Origin of the sequence: 'Nostoc azollae' 0708 (assembly GCF_000196515.1) — a bacterium.
GTDB classification, from domain to species: domain Bacteria; phylum Cyanobacteriota; class Cyanobacteriia; order Cyanobacteriales; family Nostocaceae; genus Trichormus_B; species Trichormus_B azollae.
In genome coordinates this window covers 51,122-74,254 of record NC_014249.1, presented here as the reverse complement: position 1 = coordinate 74,254, position 23,133 = coordinate 51,122, and the positions used below count along the sequence as shown (strand labels likewise).

At 35.5% G+C, this 23,133-nt stretch carries 26 protein-coding genes and 6 pseudogenes; 31 read left to right on the top strand and 1 reads right to left on the bottom strand.

The features are described 5' to 3' along the window. Window positions 1-670 precede the first annotated feature (670 nt). The 14 genes and pseudogenes from rppA (at window position 671) to AAZO_RS40605 (ending at window position 12,450) form a co-directional block, all read left to right on the top strand. Window positions 671-1,405 carry a two-component system response regulator RppA gene (gene rppA / locus AAZO_RS25290; protein ID WP_013193305.1) on the top strand — a complete coding sequence of 245 codons (735 nt, stop codon included), beginning with the start codon at window positions 671-673 and terminating at the stop codon, window positions 1,403-1,405. A gap of 45 nt (window positions 1,406-1,450) precedes the next feature. Then, window positions 1,451-2,785, top strand: coding sequence for a two-component system sensor histidine kinase RppB (gene rppB / locus AAZO_RS25285; RefSeq protein ID WP_013193304.1), 1,335 nt, complete (start codon window positions 1,451-1,453; stop codon window positions 2,783-2,785). Window positions 2,786-2,984: 199 nt separating this feature from the next. Then, window positions 2,985-3,997, top strand: a pseudogene (locus AAZO_RS25280) (DUF389 domain-containing protein). Window positions 3,998-4,534: 537 nt separating this feature from the next. Next, on the top strand, window positions 4,535-4,654 hold the full coding sequence (locus AAZO_RS41965; RefSeq protein ID WP_266890000.1) for a transposase family protein: 120 nt from the start codon (window positions 4,535-4,537) through the stop codon (window positions 4,652-4,654). A 183-nt stretch (window positions 4,655-4,837) separates the two neighbouring features. Further along, entirely contained in the window at window positions 4,838-5,110 is a 273-nt protein-coding gene (locus AAZO_RS40645) for a hypothetical protein (protein ID WP_228371801.1), read from the top strand. A gap of 714 nt (window positions 5,111-5,824) precedes the next feature. Further along, window positions 5,825-6,061: pseudogene (locus AAZO_RS40640) on the top strand (DNA primase); the annotation flags it as partial. A 72-nt stretch (window positions 6,062-6,133) separates the two neighbouring features. Then, window positions 6,134-6,349, top strand: coding sequence for a hypothetical protein (locus AAZO_RS40635; RefSeq protein ID WP_228371800.1), 216 nt, complete (start codon window positions 6,134-6,136; stop codon window positions 6,347-6,349). Between the two features lie 124 nt (window positions 6,350-6,473). Further along, entirely contained in the window at window positions 6,474-6,794 is a 321-nt protein-coding gene (locus AAZO_RS25260) for a hypothetical protein (protein ID WP_013193303.1), read from the top strand. Window positions 6,795-7,101: 307 nt separating this feature from the next. After that, on the top strand, window positions 7,102-7,296 hold the full coding sequence (locus AAZO_RS40630; protein WP_013193302.1) for a hypothetical protein: 195 nt from the start codon (window positions 7,102-7,104) through the stop codon (window positions 7,294-7,296). A 296-nt stretch (window positions 7,297-7,592) separates the two neighbouring features. After that, a complete protein-coding gene (locus AAZO_RS40625; RefSeq protein ID WP_228371799.1) occupies window positions 7,593-7,853 on the top strand; it encodes a hypothetical protein in 261 nt (86 codons plus the stop codon). A gap of 1,181 nt (window positions 7,854-9,034) precedes the next feature. Then, window positions 9,035-9,418, top strand: a complete 384-nt coding sequence (locus AAZO_RS40620; RefSeq protein ID WP_013193300.1) for a hypothetical protein — start codon at window positions 9,035-9,037, stop codon at window positions 9,416-9,418. A 401-nt stretch (window positions 9,419-9,819) separates the two neighbouring features. After that, window positions 9,820-9,957, top strand: a complete 138-nt coding sequence (locus AAZO_RS40615) for a hypothetical protein (RefSeq protein ID WP_228371798.1) — start codon at window positions 9,820-9,822, stop codon at window positions 9,955-9,957. 874 nt (window positions 9,958-10,831) lie between these two features. Next, window positions 10,832-10,981, top strand: coding sequence for a hypothetical protein (locus AAZO_RS40610; RefSeq protein ID WP_228371797.1), 150 nt, complete (start codon window positions 10,832-10,834; stop codon window positions 10,979-10,981). Between the two features lie 1,070 nt (window positions 10,982-12,051). Continuing rightward, on the top strand, window positions 12,052-12,450 hold the full coding sequence (locus tag AAZO_RS40605; RefSeq protein ID WP_266889992.1) for a beta clamp domain-containing protein: 399 nt from the start codon (window positions 12,052-12,054) through the stop codon (window positions 12,448-12,450). Here AAZO_RS40605 and AAZO_RS40600 read toward each other — a convergent pair. Then, on the bottom strand, window positions 12,429-12,566 hold the full coding sequence (locus AAZO_RS40600) for a hypothetical protein (protein WP_228371796.1): 138 nt from the start codon (window positions 12,564-12,566) through the stop codon (window positions 12,429-12,431). The two genes, AAZO_RS40605 and AAZO_RS40600, sit on opposite strands and share 22 nt — an antisense overlap. A gap of 1 nt (window position 12,567) precedes the next feature. On the opposite strand from AAZO_RS40600, the pseudogene AAZO_RS43080 reads away from it, so the two are divergent. From AAZO_RS43080 to AAZO_RS25180, 17 genes and pseudogenes are all read left to right on the top strand, one after another. Continuing rightward, window positions 12,568-12,660: pseudogene (locus AAZO_RS43080) on the top strand (hypothetical protein); the annotation flags it as partial. A 69-nt stretch (window positions 12,661-12,729) separates the two neighbouring features. Then, a complete protein-coding gene (locus AAZO_RS41955) occupies window positions 12,730-12,861 on the top strand; it encodes a hypothetical protein (RefSeq protein WP_266889989.1) in 132 nt (43 codons plus the stop codon). A 266-nt stretch (window positions 12,862-13,127) separates the two neighbouring features. Then, a complete protein-coding gene (locus AAZO_RS40590) occupies window positions 13,128-13,394 on the top strand; it encodes a hypothetical protein (protein WP_228371795.1) in 267 nt (88 codons plus the stop codon). 325 nt (window positions 13,395-13,719) lie between these two features. Further along, a pseudogene (locus AAZO_RS40585) lies at window positions 13,720-14,280 on the top strand (AAA family ATPase). A 37-nt stretch (window positions 14,281-14,317) separates the two neighbouring features. Beyond that, a complete protein-coding gene (locus tag AAZO_RS41950; protein WP_266889986.1) occupies window positions 14,318-14,449 on the top strand; it encodes a hypothetical protein in 132 nt (43 codons plus the stop codon). Window positions 14,450-14,527: 78 nt separating this feature from the next. Further along, window positions 14,528-14,758: a hypothetical protein gene (locus AAZO_RS40580; protein ID WP_228371794.1), complete on the top strand. Its 231-nt coding sequence runs from the start codon at window positions 14,528-14,530 to the stop codon at window positions 14,756-14,758. 1,074 nt (window positions 14,759-15,832) lie between these two features. Beyond that, window positions 15,833-16,489 carry a hypothetical protein gene (locus AAZO_RS25220; RefSeq protein WP_013193297.1) on the top strand — a complete coding sequence of 219 codons (657 nt, stop codon included), beginning with the start codon at window positions 15,833-15,835 and terminating at the stop codon, window positions 16,487-16,489. Between the two features lie 220 nt (window positions 16,490-16,709). Next, window positions 16,710-16,901: a single-stranded DNA-binding protein gene (locus tag AAZO_RS40575; protein ID WP_228371793.1), complete on the top strand. Its 192-nt coding sequence runs from the start codon at window positions 16,710-16,712 to the stop codon at window positions 16,899-16,901. Window positions 16,902-16,943: 42 nt separating this feature from the next. Further along, window positions 16,944-17,093, top strand: coding sequence for a single stranded DNA-binding domain-containing protein (locus tag AAZO_RS40570; RefSeq protein ID WP_228371792.1), 150 nt, complete (start codon window positions 16,944-16,946; stop codon window positions 17,091-17,093). A 109-nt stretch (window positions 17,094-17,202) separates the two neighbouring features. Beyond that, on the top strand, window positions 17,203-17,502 hold the full coding sequence (locus AAZO_RS25210; protein WP_013193296.1) for a hypothetical protein: 300 nt from the start codon (window positions 17,203-17,205) through the stop codon (window positions 17,500-17,502). A gap of 540 nt (window positions 17,503-18,042) precedes the next feature. Next, entirely contained in the window at window positions 18,043-18,855 is an 813-nt protein-coding gene (locus AAZO_RS25205) for a ParA family protein (RefSeq protein WP_013193295.1), read from the top strand. A gap of 110 nt (window positions 18,856-18,965) precedes the next feature. Beyond that, window positions 18,966-20,123, top strand: a complete 1,158-nt coding sequence (locus tag AAZO_RS25200; RefSeq protein WP_013193294.1) for a ParB/RepB/Spo0J family partition protein — start codon at window positions 18,966-18,968, stop codon at window positions 20,121-20,123. Between the two features lie 33 nt (window positions 20,124-20,156). Continuing rightward, window positions 20,157-20,312, top strand: coding sequence for a hypothetical protein (locus tag AAZO_RS35990; protein ID WP_013193293.1), 156 nt, complete (start codon window positions 20,157-20,159; stop codon window positions 20,310-20,312). Window positions 20,313-20,323: 11 nt separating this feature from the next. Then, window positions 20,324-20,758: pseudogene (locus tag AAZO_RS33020) on the top strand (TatD family hydrolase). Between the two features lie 696 nt (window positions 20,759-21,454). Beyond that, complete coding sequence (locus tag AAZO_RS40565) at window positions 21,455-21,748, top strand: hypothetical protein (protein ID WP_228371820.1); 294 nt, start codon at window positions 21,455-21,457, stop codon at window positions 21,746-21,748. Window positions 21,749-22,347: 599 nt separating this feature from the next. Continuing rightward, window positions 22,348-22,794, top strand: a pseudogene (locus AAZO_RS25185) (DUF1257 domain-containing protein). A 3-nt stretch (window positions 22,795-22,797) separates the two neighbouring features. Next, window positions 22,798-23,004 carry a DUF2997 domain-containing protein gene (locus AAZO_RS25180; protein ID WP_013193292.1) on the top strand — a complete coding sequence of 69 codons (207 nt, stop codon included), beginning with the start codon at window positions 22,798-22,800 and terminating at the stop codon, window positions 23,002-23,004. The last annotated feature ends 129 nt before the right edge of the window (window positions 23,005-23,133 follow it).

Below are 23,133 nucleotides of genomic sequence, written 5' to 3'. Positions count from 1 at the left end.
TCGTAGATGGGTCAGTTGTCCAAATAACAATGTATGGAATAATGATTCCTTTTTCGACTCGTATGACGATTGTGCGGTTGAATCACGGTGAACTGTGGTATAATTCCCCCATCACACTGACAGAAGGATTGAATACAGAAATTGATTCATTCAGCTTAGTCTACCTTCTTATCTCACCTAACAAAATTCATTATGTTCACACTAGCAACTGGACTAAAGCCTATTAAGAGGCAACAACTTGGTCATCACCGATAGTCCGAGAACGGGATACCCAACACAAGATTCAAGTCGCTTTCAACAATGCAGACCTAACGGACAAAGCACCGCCAAATTGGGCAAATGAAATTGACCAGTTGATTTTTCACGGTAATAGATTCATGGATAAAATGGTCTTCTTTCACTGTAACAGTGCTACCCTAATTCTAACTGATTTGTAAAATTAAATACTAGTTTTGCGCCACTTGGGGGCGAAAGCGTATAGCGGGACATTCGCAGTAGCATCTCGTAGAGAAGTAAGATTGTAAACCGATATTCACTACCCAGTTCTACAGAATTCATACACTCATTCTGAGTCCTGAATTCTTATTATAAAAAGGACTTTAAAATTTCATAATTATTTCACTTTTTTGTGAAAGCGTATTTAAAGAAGGCTTTTAGCACTGTGTTGACTATGCGGCTTATATTAGTTGAGGATGAAGCAGATTTAGGTGCAGCAATTAAACAAGTCCTAAGCCATGAGGCGTATATAGTTGACTGGTTTCTAGATGGTAATCAGGCATGGCAATATTTAGAAACTGGCTGGACTGAGTACACACTTGCAATTTTTGATTGGATGCTACCTGGAGTATCGGGGATAGAGTTATGTAAATGGTTGCGATCACACCAGCTAATTCTACCTGTATTAATGCTAACGGCTAAAGATCGGATAGAAGAAAAGATTATTGGTTTAGATAGCGGTGCAGATGATTATTTAGTTAAACCCTTTGATATGGCAGAACTGCTAGCAAGATTACGAGCCTTACAAAGGCGATCCTCTTACGTAGGAACAACGCTGACACCTCAAGTCCAGCCCCGACACTTACAAGTAGGTTGCCTGACTCTCAATTACAGCACTCATCAACTCCATCGTCAGTATAGTCATGGTAAAAACCAAGTATTCTCTTTAACTGTCAAGGAATTTCAATTATTGGAATATTTCATGAGACATCCTCACCAAATTGTCAGCCGCGACCAAATTATTAGTCAGCTTTGGGAAATTGGTGCAGAACCAGTTAGTAATGTCGTAGCAGCACAAATTCGCTTATTGAGACGTAAATTAGGAGAAGAAGAGAAAGAATCTTTAATTGAAACTGTTTATGGTGTAGGCTATCGTCTTAATATTCCAGTTACGGAAATAGGCAGTTAATTTCTGCTAACTGAAAAGCGAAACTTTCACCAAGGTTATAAAAATATGGAACGCAATCCTATTTTCCACCAGACTCGGTTGCGCCTAGCAGCTTGGTATACCCTCGTCATGGGCGGTATTTTAGGCCTATCTAGTTTGGGAGTTTATAGTGTGGTTGCCCATGCCTACTATGAAACCATAGATCAGGGATTGCAATCAGTCGCAAATGCACTCCATAAAAGTATTGAACCAGCTTGGCAACAACCCGGACAATTACAACGCCTGAATAAAGAATTTTCTTTAGAATTATGTGTGACTCAAACAAGCTGTTTGCGTACAACAACATCTATTAAGAAATCAATCGCAGAGGCGGCTAATCCAGTTAATTACTATATACACTTATTGGATCGCTCAGGAAAAATTTTTGCTAGTGGGGGCATGGAAGTTGACAATTTATCTGTTACTTCAGTATTAGATCAGTGGCAAATATCAACAGATTCCTCTGGCAATCGATACCGCAAAATCACTTTACCTTTGTATACTCAAGACCAGGTTTCGGGTTATCTACAAGTGGCGCGTAGTATCACCGACTTAGATCAACATCTAGCCTATTTAAGATTAGTTTTGGTGTTGGGATTACCAATTTCCATGATTTTCGTCGGTTTGTCTAGTTGGTGGTTGGCAGGAAGAGCAATTCAACCTGTATATTTTTCCTACCAACAAATGCAACAATTTACTGCTGACGCTGCCCATGAGTTTCGTACACCTTTAGCAGCAATGTATTCTACTATTGAAGCTGCTATTAAGTTACAGCAAAAACCAAAATCCAATAGAGAAATTTTAGATGTACTCAAACGCCAAAATCGGCGACTATCACAATTAGTAGGAGATTTATTGCTATTAACTAGGATAGACCAAGAAGAACTAACGGGAGAATATCAGTCTTGCTGTTTAAATGATTTAATTAGCGACTTAACTGAGGAATTAGCATTTTTGGCAGTAGAAACTAAAGTGAATCTCTCTAAACAGGTACAAGTCTTAGAAAAACTCTATATAATAGGAAATGAAGAACACCTTTATCGCCTAATTTCTAACTTAATTGCCAATGCAATTCAAGCTACATCTAGCGGTGGAAAAGTAACGATCCTTTTGGAAAAAAGTGAGCTTTACGCCATCATTAAAGTTCAAGATACAGGAATCGGTATTGCTGTTGAACATCAACAGCGAATTTTTGATCGCTTCTACCGAGTAGATCGTGACCGCTCTCGTATCTCTGGCGGTTCAGGTTTGGGATTGGCCATCGCAATCGCCATTACCAGAGCGCATAAAGGTAATATTCAAGTTCAAAGTCAACCTGGGCTAGGTAGTACATTTATAGTTCGACTTCCTCTTTCATCGTGATTCCTAGAAATAACTACAGAATTAATTACATATTATTTATTTACCAATCCCTTACCAGTCAAGTATTTCAGTCCAGATGTTTATGTAATTAATTATGTCTCATTACTTATCTAGTGCATTATTTATCTTTAGGTGGATATTCTACTGTAAAGCTTTTGTTTAGAATCCAGAATCTAAAATCATTTGATTTGAAGGAGTTTTGATAAATAATATTCCCAATCGCTTTATGGGGTTTAAACATACAGTGGTTAAACCATCACAACTAAAACAGTTAGTACATAAATTATTAGAAGAGTCTAATCTCGACGCAACATAATTTGATTTTAATTATTGGCTCATGTGCAATTGCTACATTTGGTCTACTTGCCAATAGCACTGCTGTAATTATCGGCGCAATGATTATCGCACCTCTAATGTTACCAATTCGAGGTTTAGCATTTGGTATATTAATTGGAAATATCAACCTATTTCGTAAAGGCATAATAGCAGTATTCTTAGGCACATCACTAGCACTTTTAATTTCTTACAGTATAGGTTAGATCGTTAATCTACCTAGTTTCGGCAGTGAAGTGCTATCTCACTCCAAACCTAACCTGCTTAATTTAGATATTGCAGTTGCAGCCGATGGTATCAGTAGCTACGCTAAGGTAAATTCAAAAATTTCTGCTAGTGTGGCAGGGACAGCAATAGCTGTTACTATTATGCCTCCAACTTGCGACATCGCTTTAAGTCTAGCAAAGTTTAACTTGTCACTCAGCTTAGGAGCGACTTTACTCTAACTAACGAATCTTCTAGATATTAGCCTTGCTTGTATGCTGACATTTTTATTCACTGGCTATTCTCCTATCAATCGCGCCCAAGAACCGCCGTTATGGGCATTGGCATTAATAGGTGCTTTACTAATACCTTTAACTGTGAGCTTTACCCCGATTAGTTAGACAAGCAGAACTCGAAACCTATTTGAGAAAAGCACTGCTGAAACGAACTGTAACTTTTCAGCGTTTGGAACTACTGAAAACTAATACTAATTGGCTGAGTAATCCGCCTCGAGTTTGCTGGAGCGTTAGCGCACAAGAACCTGTAACATCAAAGCAGGTAAGCCTTTTAGAAACGTTTCTCGAAAAATGAATTAGGCAACGTTTTTCCCTGATTTTTGAAGTTAGTCAGGTGAAAGAAGTCAGAGGAGAAAAATTAGATTCTCCTCACAAATAAAATAGATATTGAGCGAATTTAAATATGCTTTATTCTGAACTTTGCTACAGACGTAATACTCCTATATCTAATATCTAAAATCCTATTCTCTTGCCCTAAAATAAATTTTTCATCATACTTATACATGGGAAAAACTCACTAAAGGTAGAGTTAAATATCAGGATCTTTTATACAATTGTTGAGATTGAGTAATTAAACCATTAAGATCATGAATGCAGATATATCCACACTCTGGGACAGAAGACATATCCAAAATAGTAATATTAGGTATTAAAAGAATATAAGGATAGGCTTTTAACACACAAATATCTGTGACATACTAGATTACATTAAGGAGAATCAAAAAGAAACACAGAGGCTAATTGAGTTAGATTATGTAGAACTGCAAAAGTTAATCGGAAATGACGAAAAATCACAGCATGAAAACAAGATTTATTAGAATCAAGAGAAATTAGAATAATAGCAGATGGGGGAGGGCATAAACCAAAATTATGTATCTCGGAAAAAATAATTTTGATATTGGTGTATCTGAGGCATATGACAACATTTGAAATACTAGGTATTCAATTTATAGTCAGTAAATCTACAGCAAATAGTACATTTAATTACTGCTTGCCAATCTTCAAAAAATTACTACCATTTAGTTTAGTTGAATAAGTGAACTAAATACATCTGACTATAAAATAGTAAAAGAGATACTGACAGACCATAAATTCATCGTAGATAGCTATGAGCAAGTTAGGGAAATACCTGGAAATAATCAAGAACTCTAAAAGTATTACTCTGGGAAGAAGTGTCATCATACATTTAAAACCCAGGTAATTATTTTACCAGATACGAATGACATACTTGATATTATCGCTGGAGAAAAGGTCCCAAAGAGATATTACTTTATTCCAAGAAGATCGCTCAAAGTTTGCTAAAAACCAAAGATTTAAGGGAGACTTAGCCTATCAAGGAGGAGATTTAATTTCTACTCCTGTTAAAAAACCTAAAAAACGCGAATTAACACAAGAACAAGAAAACAAAAATTCTGTGCTAAACGAGTGTTTGTTGAACACCGAATTCGTTCTGTCAAAATATTTCGAGTTGCCCAGAAACAATTTAGATTGAATCCCCATAAATATGAATAAGTAGTTTTTACTATTTGTGGCTTAGTCAGATTCTGACTTAGCTCGCTAACATTACTAACACAAATACATTCCTTTACCCATGACTAAAATTGACGCATATTATTGCTTATTTTTGTCTTGTTACTATTAGTAAATATCTAAAACGCCTATTCTACCATCTACATTAGCTAGGTTGCAATCCTGGCTAATGTAGATGGTACGATATTCTCCAAGCAGCTTTCATAGTTTTCGGAGATGTCTAATCTACCAAAAAGGATATTAGTCTGCTAACGCAGACTTAGCTGAAAAACTCAACAACTAAATGAACTACTGTTGTTTACTCAACTCTTTACATAAGGAGGAAATCATATACCAAAAGCACATTATTGAGGTTTAACACCTTTTATTTCCTTTACAATCCCAATCAGAATTAAAATCCCATGCTGAAAAAAACCACAAACCCAAAAACTGATTGATACCCTCAAAATACTTCCCCCACACAGACCTATCATCCCCACTCAGGGAAACAACTATTAGGGTATCAATGAGAACAACACCCCTCGTCTCCCCAAACATTGCTAAAGTAACTCCAGGACTATGAGAAAGTACCACTTAGAAAGCGCCATTACAGTTGTTACAAAGTAACTCCCATAGGTATAGATCTACTTTGCGGTCAAAACTCGCAGGAATTTTTAATCGCCATAGACTGTGATAGATACAGCACCCATGCAGCACCCATGCAGCAATTATCGCGCATCAAACACTACCCACCACAGTTGCATTTACATCAGGACGACCAGCAAGGGCGCAATATTTACCGAAATTACCAGGTAACAATCACCCTCAACTTAAATCCCGCAAAATCACCACCGTCCCCAGTGAAGTTTTAGAATTTAGAGGTACTAAAATACCATTAATACTTCCCCCCAATATTCATCTAGAAATAGGTTATTATCGTTGGCTGAGTGGTTGTTGTCCTGAGCAAATCGAAATAGCGATCGCACCTTCTTGGGTAATTGAACAGATGACCAAACGTGCAAAATCACCAAAAAGAGATTCCCACAAAAACAGTCACTCCTTACTAACCAATCCAGAATTTACAGGTGAAAATACAGAAATAGTACCGCTACTACTAGAAATAATTAATCCTCGCTTTGCAAATAGATATGATTTATGGATTAAGGTAGGAATGGGTTTTAAATCAGTTAATCCTACCCTGCTTTGTCATTGGGAAGAATGAAATCAGCTATCAGCTAAATACACACAAGGAGAGTGCGAATACAAATGGTAATCTCTCAGGAAATAGGGGATGAATATTTAGAGTTTAAACCGTTTAGTTAGCTAATCTTTCTTAACTACTAATCATGTCAAAAATTGGAACTCAAGAGATTATGGATACAGATGTAGAAACTAACGATAATGATGCTGATTTCACCACCTTATTCACAGATGCTAATATTGTTAATATAGCATCTGAAAAAGAACATGAATTTGATTTTTACAGCAACACTATCATCTTAGACATCAAAAATATACCAGCTAATACAAACGAGTTACGGCAGGTATTAATCACGCCTGGAATCAAGGTAGAAGCACCAGTAATGCAAGTTAGTACACTCAATGAAGTTGAGCGGTATCCAGTAATAACTGAAGTTCTCACAAAGTTAAAAACTATTTTACCATAAATAGCAGAACAAGCTCAACAAAAAGGAGGTCAAAAATAGGAATTATCTGTCGAACAGTCAGAGAATAACAAAATTGTCAATCCTCCTAATTTGCCACCAACTAATCCTCATAAAACCAACCCATCTAATCAATTAACACTCTTTTAATATATCTTACATTTTAGTAATTGAAGGTCAAGAAATACCCATAGCTGATGAAATTGCAGCTACTGACAAAACTCTCGCCAATACCCTGACACCATTCTACTCAGAAATTGCTCATGCAGAAATTACGCGAACAGATAAAGAGGGAACTACCCAAATTCGCATGGTCAACACAGCAGGTACTAAAGGTTTAGATGATATCCTCCAAACTCTAATTATCAGCAAACATCAATTTAACCCAGCTTTACTATTAAGTTGGCAAATCCAAATGTTAGTAATTCAAGGTCATCTGAATATTGAAAATCTGCTGCTATTACAAAATGAACTGGAAACAGCAATTACCACTGGGAGAAAATAGCAAACTGAATAAGAGAAGAGTTTAAATATTCTCAGAAAATGTCCACGCATACCTTCACAAATAACAATTTCCGGCTTCTAATGCAGTGTCAATATTAATTGGCTACTGAGTCTTTAAAAAAATACCAGATTCCCCAAACTGTAAAAGAGGGAATTTAGTATTTAGAAGAACTCACCAAACAAATTAATTACCTCAGTCTCTACAAAGAACTGTTTCCCAGTGAATGATTATCGTCAACAACTCCCTTGAGACAACATTCATATCCTAGTGTTCATAGTGACCTAAAAATTGAGTTTTTGGAACTGGTAAATAAGTGGCTATTCCCCATAGAAAATCAGGAAGATTTTCAGGAATGCACAGAAAGGTACACAAAAATTACCGTTTACTCTCAAAACACAGGTTGGTGGGAAATGAGTTTAGAAGAAATCAGTTTCACAGAACAATTTCTCTTGTCACTGATAGGTTATGGATATCCTCAAGAAGATCGGGAATCATTCTTCAAATTTATCCCTGGTAAATTGGTAACTGTGGATAAAATCAATTGGGATAAACTTTGATCACTTCGTCAACAAATAGCACCACCTTTATCTCTAGTTTATGATGTGATTTCTATCATTGACCACAGCAGAGAATATATTTGCTTGGATGTCACTCATGAAGAATAAGTCTCCTTTAATTCGCGACAAGAAGTATTAAAATACTTAGCTGCGTAGTAGCAATTATCCATAGCGTATTGCCAGGAAATGACAGAATTTTCAGAAGGAATTGAATCTTTCATTGACCATAGAAAACAGATAGTAAAATTATGGAGTAAAACACAGCATTAACTAATATTCTACCTGAACTCAATATTAATGATATCTCAAATTCAATTATCAACTAAACTACTCATGCAGAAACACTAGCAGATATGCTAGTGTTTCTGCCAGGACAATATCTTACAATTTATAAAGATAGAGAAACAACAAATTAAAAATTTATTGCTCCTGCTGTATTGAGATAAGCTTTTGCTGCTAAACCCACTAACTCAAGTTAGTTACCACGAAACACCGTGAGGTGGGGGAAATATCAGAAAGGAGAATGCTTAGTGTGTTTTATCCACCACAACGTTATTACATCTCCTTGGAAAATATAACTTTTAAAATACCTATACTGGGGTTAATATTTACTGGATGTAATCTCAATATTGTATTTAGGCTATTGAGAAATTCAAGTAAAATTCCCTCCTATTTTATACACCCTCACCAAACGTAATAGAAAACGGTTTTATATATTTTGGTGAAGATTCTATTCCCAATTGTTCCCCTAAAAATATCATGCAGGTATAGTAATTATTTTGGCATAGTGCTTTCAATCAAGACTCGGTGCAGGGTAAGTCTAAATTATATCCTGAAGATGTGCAATTGCATTTACAGCAACTACACGATAAACACTGTAAAAAATACCCAACACAGAATTTAGTTCCTTGGGGTAATAAAAAAATCACCATTGCAATTGAAAAGATTATCTCATGACTATACCAGAACTCATAAGTTATCAATTTACCACCAGCACCTAATTAGCACCGATAACAGGCAAAATGATGGAATACTAGTTAGCTGGAAACCGAGTGTTTATTCGTGCTGCACGTCAAGCACTATCTATGTGCTTTCCTATCAACTAATGCAGTATTCGTGGTTTACCCCATCTTACGTCCTACTTCCACCTGCAATATCTCTTGGTTTCCGCTAGGTTAACGTTGCAAATTTTACAGTTAGCTCAAAATGCGAGGCACCAAGAAATACTCTTCTATCTCTGCTTTACCGATAGGGAGTGGCATCTGTACACCCCAGAAGAAACTGCTATATCTACCAGTGTAATTCCAGTAGAGGCAACCAGCTTATTCTATGAAACCGCGATGATTGAGGTACACAGTGACTATAGTATGAGCGCACAATTTTCTGCTACTGACGACGAGGAAGAAGCTGGAAAATTCAGAATCTTTGCTGTTTTAGGTGAGATTTTCACCAATCCCCATATCTACATTCGGTTGGGTACATACAGCCACTTTTGGCTAATATCTGATAACTGGGTATTTGAGTTACCAACCTGTTTAATATCTAATTCAGTAGCATCTACATGATTACAGCTATTTTCAGGGAAATTAACCACATTTTTAAATCTCACGCAGAGAACGCAGAAGTAAAAATTCAAGGAATGATACCGCTAGAAAACAGATTTCATGTCACAGATATTACAGCATGTCTAAATTAGACCTATATTTTACTCATTCTACCCCGCTTATGCTACCTGTACATGATCACCTTGATTTTATAGTTGTGGGTACTGGTAGAACAGGGGTTTTTTAATTCCGTCAGTTGCTAAACTGATGCTGGAGATTGAAGCAAACAGCAACAAAACCACCTCCTGTATAGTTGTAGACCCAGATATCATTGAACCGAAAACATTCCTCGACAGAACTTTTAACAGTCGGAAATTAGGTCACACAAGGCGGGAGTTTTAACAGCCAGATACAGTTTAGGATTGGGAGTGCAAATTGGGGCGATCACTAAACCATTCACTAAAAAGATTATATCAGCCAGATGGCATAAGTTAACAGTGATTATTGGTTGTGTAGATAATGCTGCTGCGCGTGGTGAAATTAGCACTTGCTTAGACTAAAACTACTCAGATCCTGTACCACAAATTTGGTGGTTAGATTGTGATAATCATACTAATTCTAGTTCTGGATAGGTGGTGCTTGGTTCTACTAAGGAATTTACCTTAGGAGCTGCATTTGATAATCTTTAAGAAAACAACTTTTGTTTTAATGTTCCCAGTCCTTCTAGATAAAATCCAGAACTACTAACACCATTACCTGAAGAATTAAAATCAACACCTTTATCATGTGCTGAAATTCAAGCACGGAAACGCCAAAGCTTATTTGTTAATTAACAAGTAGCTGTTATTGCTGTGGAGTATTTGCTGGCATTAATATTAACTAGAAGTTGGAGAAAATTTGCAACCTATTTCCATAGGACTACAGGTTCTTGTCATTCACTATATACCGGTGTAAATTCTCTACAAAAATTTATAAATGAGCTAATAATTTCACCAGGTCGTTCAATCTCAGTTTATCAATATAGTATCAAATAACTTTCGCTGACGCGGTTCTTCCTTGCAGGAATTCAAGGGGGAAAATTATTTATGGTACTTACGCAAAAATACTTTTTAAAATTTCACCTTTTGTATATTTTAGGTCTTTATAATTAACTACAAAGGCATAGAAAATACAGAGAGTGAGAGTTTTACCAATCTTATATAAGGCTGCACAGAATACTATAATCCATTGACTTATCTATATTTATCCATCTTTATCTGCATTCATCTGCATTCAATTATTCCTGTTATTTTATTCTATGGCGCTTTATATCAATTTGGTATTGAAAGATATTTTTGTAAGTTCTGAGAAATATTTGTAAAATAAAAAAAAGCGATTACTGAATACCTAAAGCCTGTTCCCAAAGTTGAAATTAAACTACCACAAATAAAATCCATGCTCAATATTACTAAAGTACAACTTAGCGCTAGTAGATGGACTCTCAATATGCTTGCACCTAGAGTTGCTACTATCACCAGTCTTTTGGGAAAAGAAAAAGTCACATACTTCGGTTTTAAAACTGAAGCAAAGGCAATTGAATTTTAAAGATGCCTTCTTAAAAATTCAAGAAATTCGACTATTTTTATCAGAAAAGCAGAATAATTAAGTCAAAACTGGAAATGTAAATGTTGAAATGTACCAACAGAGTTAATTATTCAAATGGCCAAACTTGATATAAAGCAACAGAACCAGACTAAAAATTAACAGAATTAATTTGATCAATAAATTATTTGACACTAAAACAACTAATTTATTAGTCGCTACGCGCTAAGTATTTGATGATTCTAATCAGAAGGCACAACCTATATTTCAGATCATATTTTTAATATTGCAGAGGTATATATCAACATAATAGTTGTATATAGAAAACTCCTTCATTGTCAATAAAATCATCATATTTTATTGCTAAAGCTTGTATAATCTCTATCAAACTAGGAAACTATCTCATTCATTTACAGCGAGTATTACTAAAAACACTTATGTCAGTTTATATAACAATGGTAATAACCAATGTTGTTCATTTTTTGAAAATGAAAAAACAGTTACAATAAATTATTATACTAATCGTCTTCACAAAGAAGAACAAAATACCAGAGCTCTTCAACAAATTTATCAATCTCTTTCTCAACAACGATAACAGCAAATTACAAATGAGATTGAACAGTGAAATACTCATAGTCTAATCCCAGTTTCTCCAAGTAATAACGGCAAATCTCATACAGTAGAAATAGGTTCATAAAGAGACATTCTTTATTAATTTAGACCATGACTTAAGATGAATTACTACTTCAAGCAAAGTAGATGATGAAAAGACGTAAAAATTGAGAAAATTTTATCTTTAATAAAACGCTAACAATTTTTATGCTAATAGTTTTTAGCGATTAATTAAAACTTACCAAACATAAATTCCAGAACATAACTACTCTGTATACAAAGTACAGAGTAAATCAAGGTGCTTAGTGACAAACTAAGCACCTGTCATTTCATGGCTTTATTGATATCAATTAACCCAAAATTATGAGATTCACAATTTCTCTAAAAGACCTCGCTAATACGTTTAATCTAGTTAGTTACACTGTACCTAAAAACCTCATCATCCCATTCTCAACAATATATTGTTGGTTGAAGATAAACACAAACAACAAATCTTAGTGACTGCTCTTGATTTGAGTTTAGGAATTCGAGTTCAATGCAAATCCAGAATAGAACTAGAAGGTAAAATTGCTTTACCTGCTAAATTATTCACAAAAGTAATTTCAAGTCTTCCTAAACGAGATATTTTTTTAGAAATGGTAGATAATGCTGCCATTATTACTGACTCTTATGGTAAATACCAGATTCAAATAGTTAGTCATCAAGAGTTTCAATGTTTACCTGAGATTGAAGGTAAGAGTATTATATTACCCGCAACCAAATTATTACAAGCATTAGAAGCAGCATTATTTACTGCTAGTAATGATGAAAATAAACAAGTTTTAGCTGGAGTTCATTTTCAATTTACTAAAAGTAGTTGACAAGCGGCTGCAACAGATAGAAATCGGTTAGCAGTTATTTCTAGAACGATAAAAATAGATGAAACTTTAATAGAAACTTGATAAAGTAATGCTGATTTAAATACAGTAGGATTCACAATTCCTCAACTTACACTAATAGAATTACAAAAAATTTTAGGTAGTGTAGGAAATAACAGCAAATGTACTATTAACATCAAAAATGGAATTGCGGTATTTACATTACCCAATATCCAAATTACCACCAGATTATTAGAAGGACATTATCCGAAATATTCATCTTTGATTACCCAACAATTTCAACATCAATTTTTTGTTGATACAAAATTATTAGATCATGCTCTCAAACAAGTGGGAATTTTAGCTGACCAAAAGACTAAGATTATTGAAATTATCTATGACTACCAGCATTAAGAAGTAACTTTATCTAGTAAATCTTCAGATATTGCTGCTGTGTGAAATCTTTAAATATTAAACCTCAAGATAATTATCAGCAACAATTGATCATGGATTTTAATATCGAATATCTGGAACAAGATCTCAAATTTCTACCTACAAGTGAGGTATTAATTAATATGAGCTAAACTACAAATCATGTGGTTATTACTCCTTTTGATAGCATTCTCAATCAATTAATTCTGGTGATACCGATTCAACTTATTGGTAATAACAGCACAACTATGGAAGAAGATACTCGAGATGATAAAGAAGTTATAATTATAGAAAATATTTCCTCTGGAACTCAAGTAAATGAGGAAATAAATATAGCTGCTAAAGCTGGGAATATGGAAGAAGTTGTTAAGGAGGCAAATAATCTAATAAACACAAATTATTCTCGACAAAAAACCCAGCAGAAAGTAAAACTAATTCTCAAACTTCTACAAATTCTACTTCCAAAACTAGGGGGAGAAAAAAGAAAGTTACTGCTGCATAGGTTGACTGAATAAAAATTGTAACGGTTTAGATTTAGCTAAACAACTATCAATACTTGTTAGTTAAAAATTCTGCAAATATCTCTTAAACCTCATTTCTCTGTGTACTCTATATCTCTGTAATTTGTTACATCAAATCTGTTTTAATAACTACAGTAAAAATTACTCACACCCCAAGCTTATTACTAATACATAAGCTTGGGAAAATTCAACTTATCTAGTTTTAGAAAAGTAGACATACCAAACACTTGATCTGAAATATCATCCCCAGTCTTTTGCTGAACTTATTGGTCAAAGAGCAATTGCAACTACTCTTACCAATGCTATCACATCTCAATGAATTGCTCCGGTATATCTATTTACTGGTCCGAGAGGTAGAAGTAAAACTTCCAGCACACACATCTTTACTAAATCTCTCAATTGTCAACATGGCGATTTTCCTACTCCCACACCCTGCGGACTATGCAATTACTGTACTAACATTTCTCAAGGTTTATCCCTAGATGTGGTAGAAATAGATGCTGCTAGTAATTCTGGTGTTGAGAATATCAGATAAATTATTGACCGCACCCACATTATACCTGTCAACAGCTGCTACAAGGTGTTTGTTTTAGATGAAGTACATAGCCTCAGTTCAAAAGGATTCCAGGCTTTACTCAAAAGCTTGGAAAAACCACCAAGAAATGTAGTGTTCATCCTCTGCACAACAGAAATCCACAAAGTTACTGCGACGATTATTCCTCATTGTCAAAGGTTCAATTTCAAGAGAATTGGTATGAAGTATATGATACAAAATGTTAACCAAATTGTGAATGAGGAATCAATTAGTATTACTACAAAATATTACATTCGATTACACAAAATTCTTCTGGATATTTACGGGATAGTCAATATTTACTAGATCAATTGAGTTTACGAAATATTAGCATTGACCAAATTTGGTATGGGAAATGGTGGGAGATGTGGCTGAGTATAAATTGCTAACAATGGTAGAAAAAATTACTGAAAATGACGGCGATTCTGTGATTAATATTATTCGGAATTTATCGGAATGGGGGAAAGAACCTTGAGTAATTCTGCAAAATCTTACTAGCTTTTATCAAGATAAATTAATTGCTAAAACATCTCCTAGCAGTAAAGAAATGGTAATGCTAACTAAAGATACTTGGCAACAAGTATGTCAAACAGCTAAAGATTATGAGGCTACAACTATTTTAGCAGGACAGCACCACTTGAGACAATGTGAAGTACAAGTCAAATTATCTACTCAACCACCGTTATGCTTAGAATTTGGTATTTTGGGTTTACCACCTGCTGCTAATTCTATTAATTCCAGCAATTCAAATCAATCCGTTCCAATTTGTAAGGATCCAGCTTAGACGAACTAGGAAATACCTACTGATGCTATTGTTTGGGCGCAATAGAAGTTACCAAATATGAGTGTTGAACCTTTGCAAAAACATTGAAATTTGTTGATTCCAGTCAATGGAAAGAAAACTCCTATTTGGGTGGAAGCTGTACAGCAGTTAGCATCTTCCCGATAGAAATTCTCAATACAAATGGAAAATTAAACAGTAGCTATTCAAATAAATACAGCAATTTTGTAGTAAATGGGGTAGATCATTTTTAGGAAGTAGCTTTAAAACTTAAAATTTAATTGGTTACTGTACCTCATAAACCTTGAATCTGCTGTAATTAATACTTCCTTCGTACTGTCAGTCTACCTATCTCCTTCATTTTCTCTTCTTTCTTCGCTTCCTTCGTGCCTTCGTGGTTCAATCAGTATTTCCTACAAGAAAGAGAGCAATTAATAATTCATAATAGCTCAGTCTATCTATTCCAAATTATTTATTACTAGTGGAGTAATAATAATACAGATATCTTGCCAATCTAAAAATGGAGAATCATGTACAAAAAGTTTAAATACTTTAGAGGAATTATGTGAATTTATCAACAATCACCTGGTATCCTCTTACAATTTCTACCTTCATTCTATACAGTTTACGGGTGGTTCTCCAAGGATAGCGATTGCCTGCAGCACTGCACTCGGCGCAATCGCTTACTATGATGAACTCCAATCTATCCCACAATTAATTTTGGAACAACTAATTCAACCACCTAGCAATCTGTTAATAGCATTAAGTATTGCCAAAGATATTGAGGTGCAATTAGATTTCCATCAAAAACTATGACTGATAGATTACCTCCAAATATTACTGGAAGGAATTTCTCAGTGTTCAAAATTGGCTGTTGAAACTGGAAGATACCAACAACTCGCTGTTGAAAATTGTATTTCCCCGATTGGTATGGGAAGTTTTACTATTTCCTGATTAATACCAAAAACTACATTTTCAACGCAATCTGTCTAAACATTATCAAAGATACCAAAAACATTTTTGGATAAAGGGATTGCGCTATGCGCTCTTGTCGTGAACTAAATCAAATAAAAAACCATGAGTGCCATTATCACTAATTACCGTCAATTGGATGTAGCATTTCTACTACTCAACAACTTGAGAATAAAACTCCGCACTGCTGGGGTAAGAATCTCAGTGAGAAAAGTGGGAAATGTACACAGAATTACAGTTTCAAAACAACCCACTGTAGCCACTATTGAGCAAATTGTTGGTGCCACAAACGCAAAAACAGAAACTCGTAACCTCAGCAGTAATAATGCGATTAGTTCACCTACTGAAATCACTTCATCAACAGATGATACCCGTAGTGAAAATGGTGCTAATATAGCACCTACCGTAAACAAAGAGATTGAAGATAATTCAGTAGTTAAGGTGATCACTGAAACACTATCTGAATCTACTTCTCCACTAGATGAAAGTCATACTGGTTACAGTAAAGATATTATTTGTGACAACACAGCAGAAATTATCACCAATTCAACTAATTTTCCTACACCTGCTTACTCTTCCTTAGAAATAACAAATATTTCCGATTCTCCAGAGTTAGCAAATTTGGAAAATTTACAAACACTAACTTTAAAAAGACTAAGGAAGTTAGCCAAATTGCACAAAGTCCCTGGTTTCTCTCGCATGAAAGAAGAGAAATTAGTAACTAAACTACATGGTTTAGCAATCAAGGAACTAGTTTTGTAATAGCCATCAACCTTAAATCTCCAGGAGATTTGGGGTTATTTTCTTACGTAATTTTCCCCAATATAACCAGTAATCAATGCGCTAGCCGCAATCAGGTTTGGTATAGGGCTGTATCCAATACCAGTACCAAATTAGCAGCACATCATTCATTTCGTTGCATAACCAAAAATGTGCCATCGTGCTAATACCGTGGAAAAATTTATTACCAAAGGAAAATATCATGACTCAGCAATACATCGATAAAGTTGATTTAGTTGGTCGCGTTGGTCAAACACTTGAGATACGCTATTTTGAATCAGGTGCAATGAAAACATCATTGACCCTTGCTGTTAAACCTCCCTACAGAAGTGAAACTCCCCTTTACTTTGATCTAGAACTTTGGGGAAATATCGCTCAAGTAGCAGCAGATTAGGTTAAAAAAGGTTCAACTATTGGTATCACTAGTGAAATAGTCTTGAACAGATGGATAGATAAAAACACCAACGAACCCAGACATAAACCCATTATTGGTATCAACAATTTAGAACTCATCAGTTCTACCAAACACAAAGACTCAAATGAAACTGGTGAAGACCAAGACTCCATAATTAAAGCCAACTTCTAGTCATTCAAATACATCCCGCAGCATAACTTTTATTTATGGGATGTTTTGGTTAAAAGCGCAAAGCGCAATTTTTATGAACATTGGACAACTTCATCACAAGGAATAGACCATGATTAACTCAAACCAAACCATTCAACTGCTCAATATTGATAAAGCTTGTGACAATCAAGGTGTAACAATTCTCTATGGTGAATGTACTTTCTCCTACTATTCAAAAGATGGAGTAGTAGAAGATTCAATTCCTTACAGAACCAAGGGAGCAGCAGCAGTTTCCATTGCTGAATCTGGAATTAAGGCCACTGGTAGCGCTATTAGCTATCTGGATCTTAACGTAGTAGATAGCGGTAAAGGATATAAGGAGAAGAACACCACCAGTTATCCGCAACTTTATCTGCACTACTGCTGGTAGTCGCACTCATACACCTACTGTTACCCGTGTTATTCAACCACCCACACCACAGGAAAATACTCAACAGCTAGTTGGTGCTGGTGTAGCTACAGCTTCTCAAAATGGTCATTCTCGGAATACTGATATTTCTCACATTCGCTTTTAAGGATATTACTTCTGGCTTGCTGGCAGAGGTATTTTTTTCTATGAGTAGATAATTTTTTTCACATATCAGTGCTAGGCTATGACTTCAATCATAGATGTAGGAACTATTATTTTTTTAACCCCTAATTTGAGCAATAGTCTACAGGCTGCAACACGAGAGGAAATTTCTATTTCAAGATTCGATTAATTCTCATATATTGATATATGATACAAATGAATAAATATTAGACCTATTAGGAAATAGATGGTGAAACTCACTAAAATACTTTCCGGGAAGGGAATCAAAGAATTTTAAGGGTTATTACCCAGCAATTCTAATATATTCTCAAATCATATATCAATATATGATGTAGAAAATCCGATATATGATACTCAAATAACATCAAAAAAATAGTCATGCAAATTAGATTAGCTGTAATAAGTAATGCCGGAGGAAGTGGTAAGACAACCCTTTCTGTCCACCTAGCTTATAGTCTAGCAAAACACAGGTATAAGGTAGCACTATTTGACCTTGACTCGCAAGGATCACTGACACTGTTTTGTGGTTTAAATCAACCAGAACCAGAACATACTTTAGCTGCTGTCCTCAAAGATGATTTTGATGGTAACTGGCCGTTAACACCTTGCTGGAGTAAACACACCGATAAAGTAGTTATTTGTCAGGGTGGTATGGTTCTTACCGAAACAGCAGATGAATTGGTTTTACACAAACGAGGAGCTTACTTATTAGGTGATCGCTTAACTGACTATCCTCTAGAACATGATTTAATGATCTTCGATTGTCCAGCTACCCTGGGTCCCTTACCTTTAATGGCACTGGCAGCCAGTACACACATAATTATCCCTGTCCAACTAGAGCCAAAATCCATTCAAGGAGCAGCTCATTTACTGGAATGGTATTACTACCATTGTAAACACTTACGCTTGAAACCCACACCAGAAATTCTCGGCTTTGTTCCCAACCAATACGATGCTCGACGCGCAGCCCATAGACAAATGTTAGCTGCATTACCATCTCAGTTAGAGCAGATGAATATCCATGCTTTTTCAGAAATTCGGGATAGTGCTGAATTTGTTAACGCCAGTGGACAAGGATTACCATTACCTATTCACCGTCCTAGTCATCAAGCAAAGGATGACTTTAAAGAAATTGCCTCGCAATTAGCAGCTTTGATTGGCAGCAAGAGTAAAGAAAGGGTGAAAGTTTAACTAATCTGTTGCACCCAAAAGTTGTACCTTTTTGATTTTGGCTAGAAGTTTTGAATCCTCTCTCCTGCTCAATCATCGTCTCAATGTGCAAATTAAATCTGTGCTAATTTATGACCACTCGTAAATCTCCTGACCTCACCAACTATTTTTCAGGCGCAAAGCAATGCCAACGATTATCAGAAGCTGAGGCAGAAATTCAACGTCTCAAAGCCAAAATAGAAGAACTTCGCTCTCAAGGATCAAGTGAGTTAGAAACACAGCTACAAACTCTCAGGGCACAACTTCAGTCACAATCAGGTATCCAATCTATTTCTTTAGAAAGAATCCAAGCCAACCCAGAGCAACCGAGACAAACATTTTTATCAGAAAGTATTGATTCTATGTCTCGTTCCCTAGTATCAGATGGACAACTAGAACCAATTATTTTAATTCAACGAGAACACTTAGTTATCTTTGATGGTGAACGACGTTGGCGCAGTGCTAAAAACTTGAGTTGGGAAAATCTGCAAGCTGTGATTATTCCTGAACCTGATGCTTTGCACCGTAAAGCTTTAATTACTTCATTACATCGGGAAGAGCTCAATCCTTTGGATAAGGCTGAAGCCATTGTACGGGAATTGGCAATAAATACTAGTTTAGAACCTCAAGATATTCCCCGGATTCTCTCAACAGTAGTACGACGGTTGAATGCACAAAAACGAATGAATTCTATTGTAGCACTGATTACAGTAACACCAGAAGAACAACAACAAGATTTAGCTGTTTTGGACCTAGATGAACGCGAAGCAGCAATTCTCACTGTACTTTTAGATTTACAACTCAATCCCGCTTCTATTGATGCCAATATTTTTCCTATGCTTTCTTTAGCAGAAGACTTGAAAACTGCAATTAGGTCTTCTGGTCTTAAAGGTGTTCATGCCATAGCATTACAAAAAATTTCTACGAAAAATTTGGGAGTACCAGAATCAGAGGCAGAAGAAATTAGAATCAATGTCACCCAAAAGGTGTTAGCAGAAAAATTATCTGTACAAAAAACCCGGCAATTAGTAACTGAGGCGATGGCCTTACAAAGTACCGACGCTGAGAAAATGGAAAGACAAGTTAAACCAATAACTACGGCAACACGCTCTTTGTATAAAGTTTCTGGGGACGCGCTAAAGAAAGTTGAAGTTTCTCAATTAATAGAGTTTCAGGAAGTCCTTCGCAAGAAACTGGCAGAGATTGAAGAGGTAATCCAGGAGAAAGCTGTCAACGATAATAAGGTTTAAAATGTTGACTTGAATTTAAAAGTAAGGCTACAAATGTCAGCTGATGACTTGCGTTTAAAACGGGCAGTAAATACTGCTTGTAAAATTGCAGAAGCCCAAGGATTGCAGTTTGAAAAAGCGTTTATTTTTGTCCGACCACTTATAAATCACGTCTACATTGAAAACCATAGTTTTTTGGAGTTAAATTAGAGTAAGTAATCGTGCAAAATAAATTGTACATTAAAGATATTCAAACCCGTGTTTTAGAACATATTCTAGACTCTACAGAAAAAGCTGGTGGACGCATAATATCAATTCATAGTAGATCTGCTGTTGATTCAGTTCTTAATTGTTTTGATCAGTCTCAAGATGCAGATATTCCAATATTACATTGGTTTACTGGTACACAAACATAGCTTAAAAGAGCTACATCTTTAGGATGTTGGTTTTCAGTTAGTCCAGCAATGCTTGCGACTAAAAAAGGAAAACACTTAGTTAAGGAGATACCAAAAGAGCGTATGTTAACTGAAACTGATGGACCATTCACAAGCCTAAATCAAAAAACTTTAATGCGTTGGGATGTTCAAAAAGCAATACTTGAGCTATTAGAATTATGGCAAATTAGTCCTGAAGAGACTAATTTTAGTTTGACTTAAAACTTTCAATCTATATTGAAAATTATTACATAACACAGGACAAAAGCATCTACATATTGATAAAGTGGTAAGTAGAGGCGTGTATAAACTAGTATAAGTAAGCATAGTTTTAGCTTTAAGTTCGAGACAGTCAAACAAAGCTTGTGATTAATCAAATAACACAACATAAAAACATACAAAACTTCGATTTGAATGAGGTCAAGTTGAGGATTTAACCACGCCAATTTTTTCAAAAAAAACTTTTGTCTTTGCGGCAAGCTCAAACTTAAAATCACACTACGTAATTTGGGCTGTAGCTCTCAAAAAAAGCTGACGCTTTTCTAAGAAAGTAAACAATTTAACTTCCAAAATAATACGCTATAAGGAATCATTCCCAAGTCAAATAGAACCTTCCTCCAAAATGCTATTATTTAATAATACAACTTCTCCAAACTAAACAAAACACGAATCAGGTTCAAAGTTAAGTTACAGAAAACTACCAGAAGCAATGCTCCAAAATGGGCAGATGTAATTAAAACATCCCAAAATGAGCAAGCATCAGAATTAGTAAAAGTTACGACCTTAGAAGTTGGTTTAAAGAGCATCAAAGTTTTCAAAGCTTTAGATGAAGCCGGAAACAAATCAAGATAAGAAATTGCTTCAGTCCAAGAATGGATAAATTATGATAATGGTGATTGGATTCATTTCATAGATTTAGTGCCCATAGTCTGGAGTCAATTAATCGAAATCCAAGATAATATTACCCCTAATTTACACACCCAATTGAGAGGAGAATATGAGAAGGCCTACACATATTACCAAGAACATATTGATAAATTCATCTCGCTGAGTTCTTGGCAGTTATCTGTAGAACAACAACAAAAAGTTAAGCAAAATTTAGTAAAAGCTCTTCCCTGTCTAGAGGAAGTAGAAGACTATTTACAAGTAATAATTGGTCCTCCTGTGATCATTCCTGCTATTAGCAAGCAATTGTCAGAACAAAAAGCTTAATGTTTGTAGCAAATAACTCGATTCATTGAGCAGTATGATACAAATTTAGAACAAACACTAAGAGAATCGGCGATCGCTGGAGGTGAACAACTAGCAGCGCAATTACTCGAAAATTTGAGCAATTGGGAACTAGGATGCAAACCAGTCAAATTCAAAAAGAAGATGGAACATTATTTCAAGAAAGTGCAAATGCTTTTGGATAACGCCAATTTTGAAACAGGTAGCAGTCTGGAAGCAATAATGACTCATCTAGAAGATATTCTCAAAAATGCTTCTATAGATACCAAAAGACCTGATTCACAGAGGCGTTCTCAATAAGATAGAAAAATAGACGAAATTTACGCCAAGCTGCTGGATTAACAACGTCATATTCAAAGGTTAGCAAGTAATCAAGGTATGGGGGTAGGCAAACCTCCAGCTATGTCTCTCAAACTTCGGTAAAAAAACCTGTCTGTATCATCCTTGAGCAAAAACAAGGTATGAGGTATAGATGAGAATAATATACCTCATACACTTGCTACACAATTAAAAGAGGAAGTAATAGCAACTATTTGCTTCCCTATTTATCAGTATTAATTTCCCAATTCACAGTAACTAAGATGTCACATTTCTCAACTGTCACCACAGAATTAATTAATCGTAAATTTTTAGTTGATGCTCTACAAGATTTATAGCTTACCGTGCAGGTTTATAAAAAACCACAATTGCTCAAAGGTTATTACAATGACTCTGAAGGAGAACGTGCAGAGATTATTATCCCTAGTTCTACTTTAAATGCCCGCGCAGATATCGGTTCTCTGCGGGATCAAGAAGTAAAACTGTATCAAATCATTCAGGCTGCCCATGAAACCGTACCCCGACTGGGAGAAAACTTCTTTTCTCATACCCTCATGCAAACCTACGATAAAAACATGGTTCGCGCTAAAGCAGCACAGTTACAGGAACAGCTAGAAAAATGCACCATCACAGAAGAAACCACAGATCAAGTACATAACCTGCGTCTTATATTGTCAGAACATCAACAAATTCAACAAGTACGGAGATAATTTATGAAAAGGGCAATCTTGATACATTTTGACACTGCTACAGGTAAAATAAAAATAGAAGCTGAAGGATTTGAAGGATTTTCCTGTCTAGAAGCAATACAACCTTTTGAGGAAGCTTTGGGGATAGTACAGGGCAATCACTCTTACAAACCAGAATCTCAACAACAAGTTCGCACTACTAATACCCATCAACACCGACTACATCAATAAATTCAAAGCAGGGAGGAGGAAAATATCTTCAATATTCCTCCCTTTGCTCATTACACTTCGCCTAAACAACGTTTGCTATTTCATCAATACATTTTCACTGGGAAACAAACAAAATTCCTTATTAACAAC

Coding starts and splice junctions, on each gene's coding strand:
- rppA (WP_013193305.1), top strand. CDS start 671: ATGCGGCTTATATTAGTTGAGGATGAAGCAGATTTAGGTGCAGCAATT.
- rppB (WP_013193304.1), top strand. CDS start 1,451: ATGGAACGCAATCCTATTTTCCACCAGACTCGGTTGCGCCTAGCAGCT.
- AAZO_RS41965 (WP_266890000.1), top strand. CDS start 4,535: ATGACAACATTTGAAATACTAGGTATTCAATTTATAGTCAGTAAATCT.
- AAZO_RS40645 (WP_228371801.1), top strand. CDS start 4,838: ATGACATACTTGATATTATCGCTGGAGAAAAGGTCCCAAAGAGATATT.
- AAZO_RS40635 (WP_228371800.1), top strand. CDS start 6,134: ATGACCAAACGTGCAAAATCACCAAAAAGAGATTCCCACAAAAACAGT.
- AAZO_RS25260 (WP_013193303.1), top strand. CDS start 6,474: ATGTCAAAAATTGGAACTCAAGAGATTATGGATACAGATGTAGAAACT.
- AAZO_RS40630 (WP_013193302.1), top strand. CDS start 7,102: ATGGTCAACACAGCAGGTACTAAAGGTTTAGATGATATCCTCCAAACT.
- AAZO_RS40610 (WP_228371797.1), top strand. CDS start 10,832: ATGCTCAATATTACTAAAGTACAACTTAGCGCTAGTAGATGGACTCTC.
- AAZO_RS40590 (WP_228371795.1), top strand. CDS start 13,128: ATGGAAGAAGATACTCGAGATGATAAAGAAGTTATAATTATAGAAAAT.
- AAZO_RS40580 (WP_228371794.1), top strand. CDS start 14,528: ATGCTAACTAAAGATACTTGGCAACAAGTATGTCAAACAGCTAAAGAT.
- AAZO_RS25220 (WP_013193297.1), top strand. CDS start 15,833: ATGAGTGCCATTATCACTAATTACCGTCAATTGGATGTAGCATTTCTA.
- AAZO_RS40575 (WP_228371793.1), top strand. CDS start 16,710: ATGACTCAGCAATACATCGATAAAGTTGATTTAGTTGGTCGCGTTGGT.
- AAZO_RS25210 (WP_013193296.1), top strand. CDS start 17,203: ATGATTAACTCAAACCAAACCATTCAACTGCTCAATATTGATAAAGCT.
- AAZO_RS25205 (WP_013193295.1), top strand. CDS start 18,043: ATGCAAATTAGATTAGCTGTAATAAGTAATGCCGGAGGAAGTGGTAAG.
- AAZO_RS25200 (WP_013193294.1), top strand. CDS start 18,966: ATGACCACTCGTAAATCTCCTGACCTCACCAACTATTTTTCAGGCGCA.
- AAZO_RS35990 (WP_013193293.1), top strand. CDS start 20,157: ATGTCAGCTGATGACTTGCGTTTAAAACGGGCAGTAAATACTGCTTGT.
- AAZO_RS25180 (WP_013193292.1), top strand. CDS start 22,798: ATGAAAAGGGCAATCTTGATACATTTTGACACTGCTACAGGTAAAATA.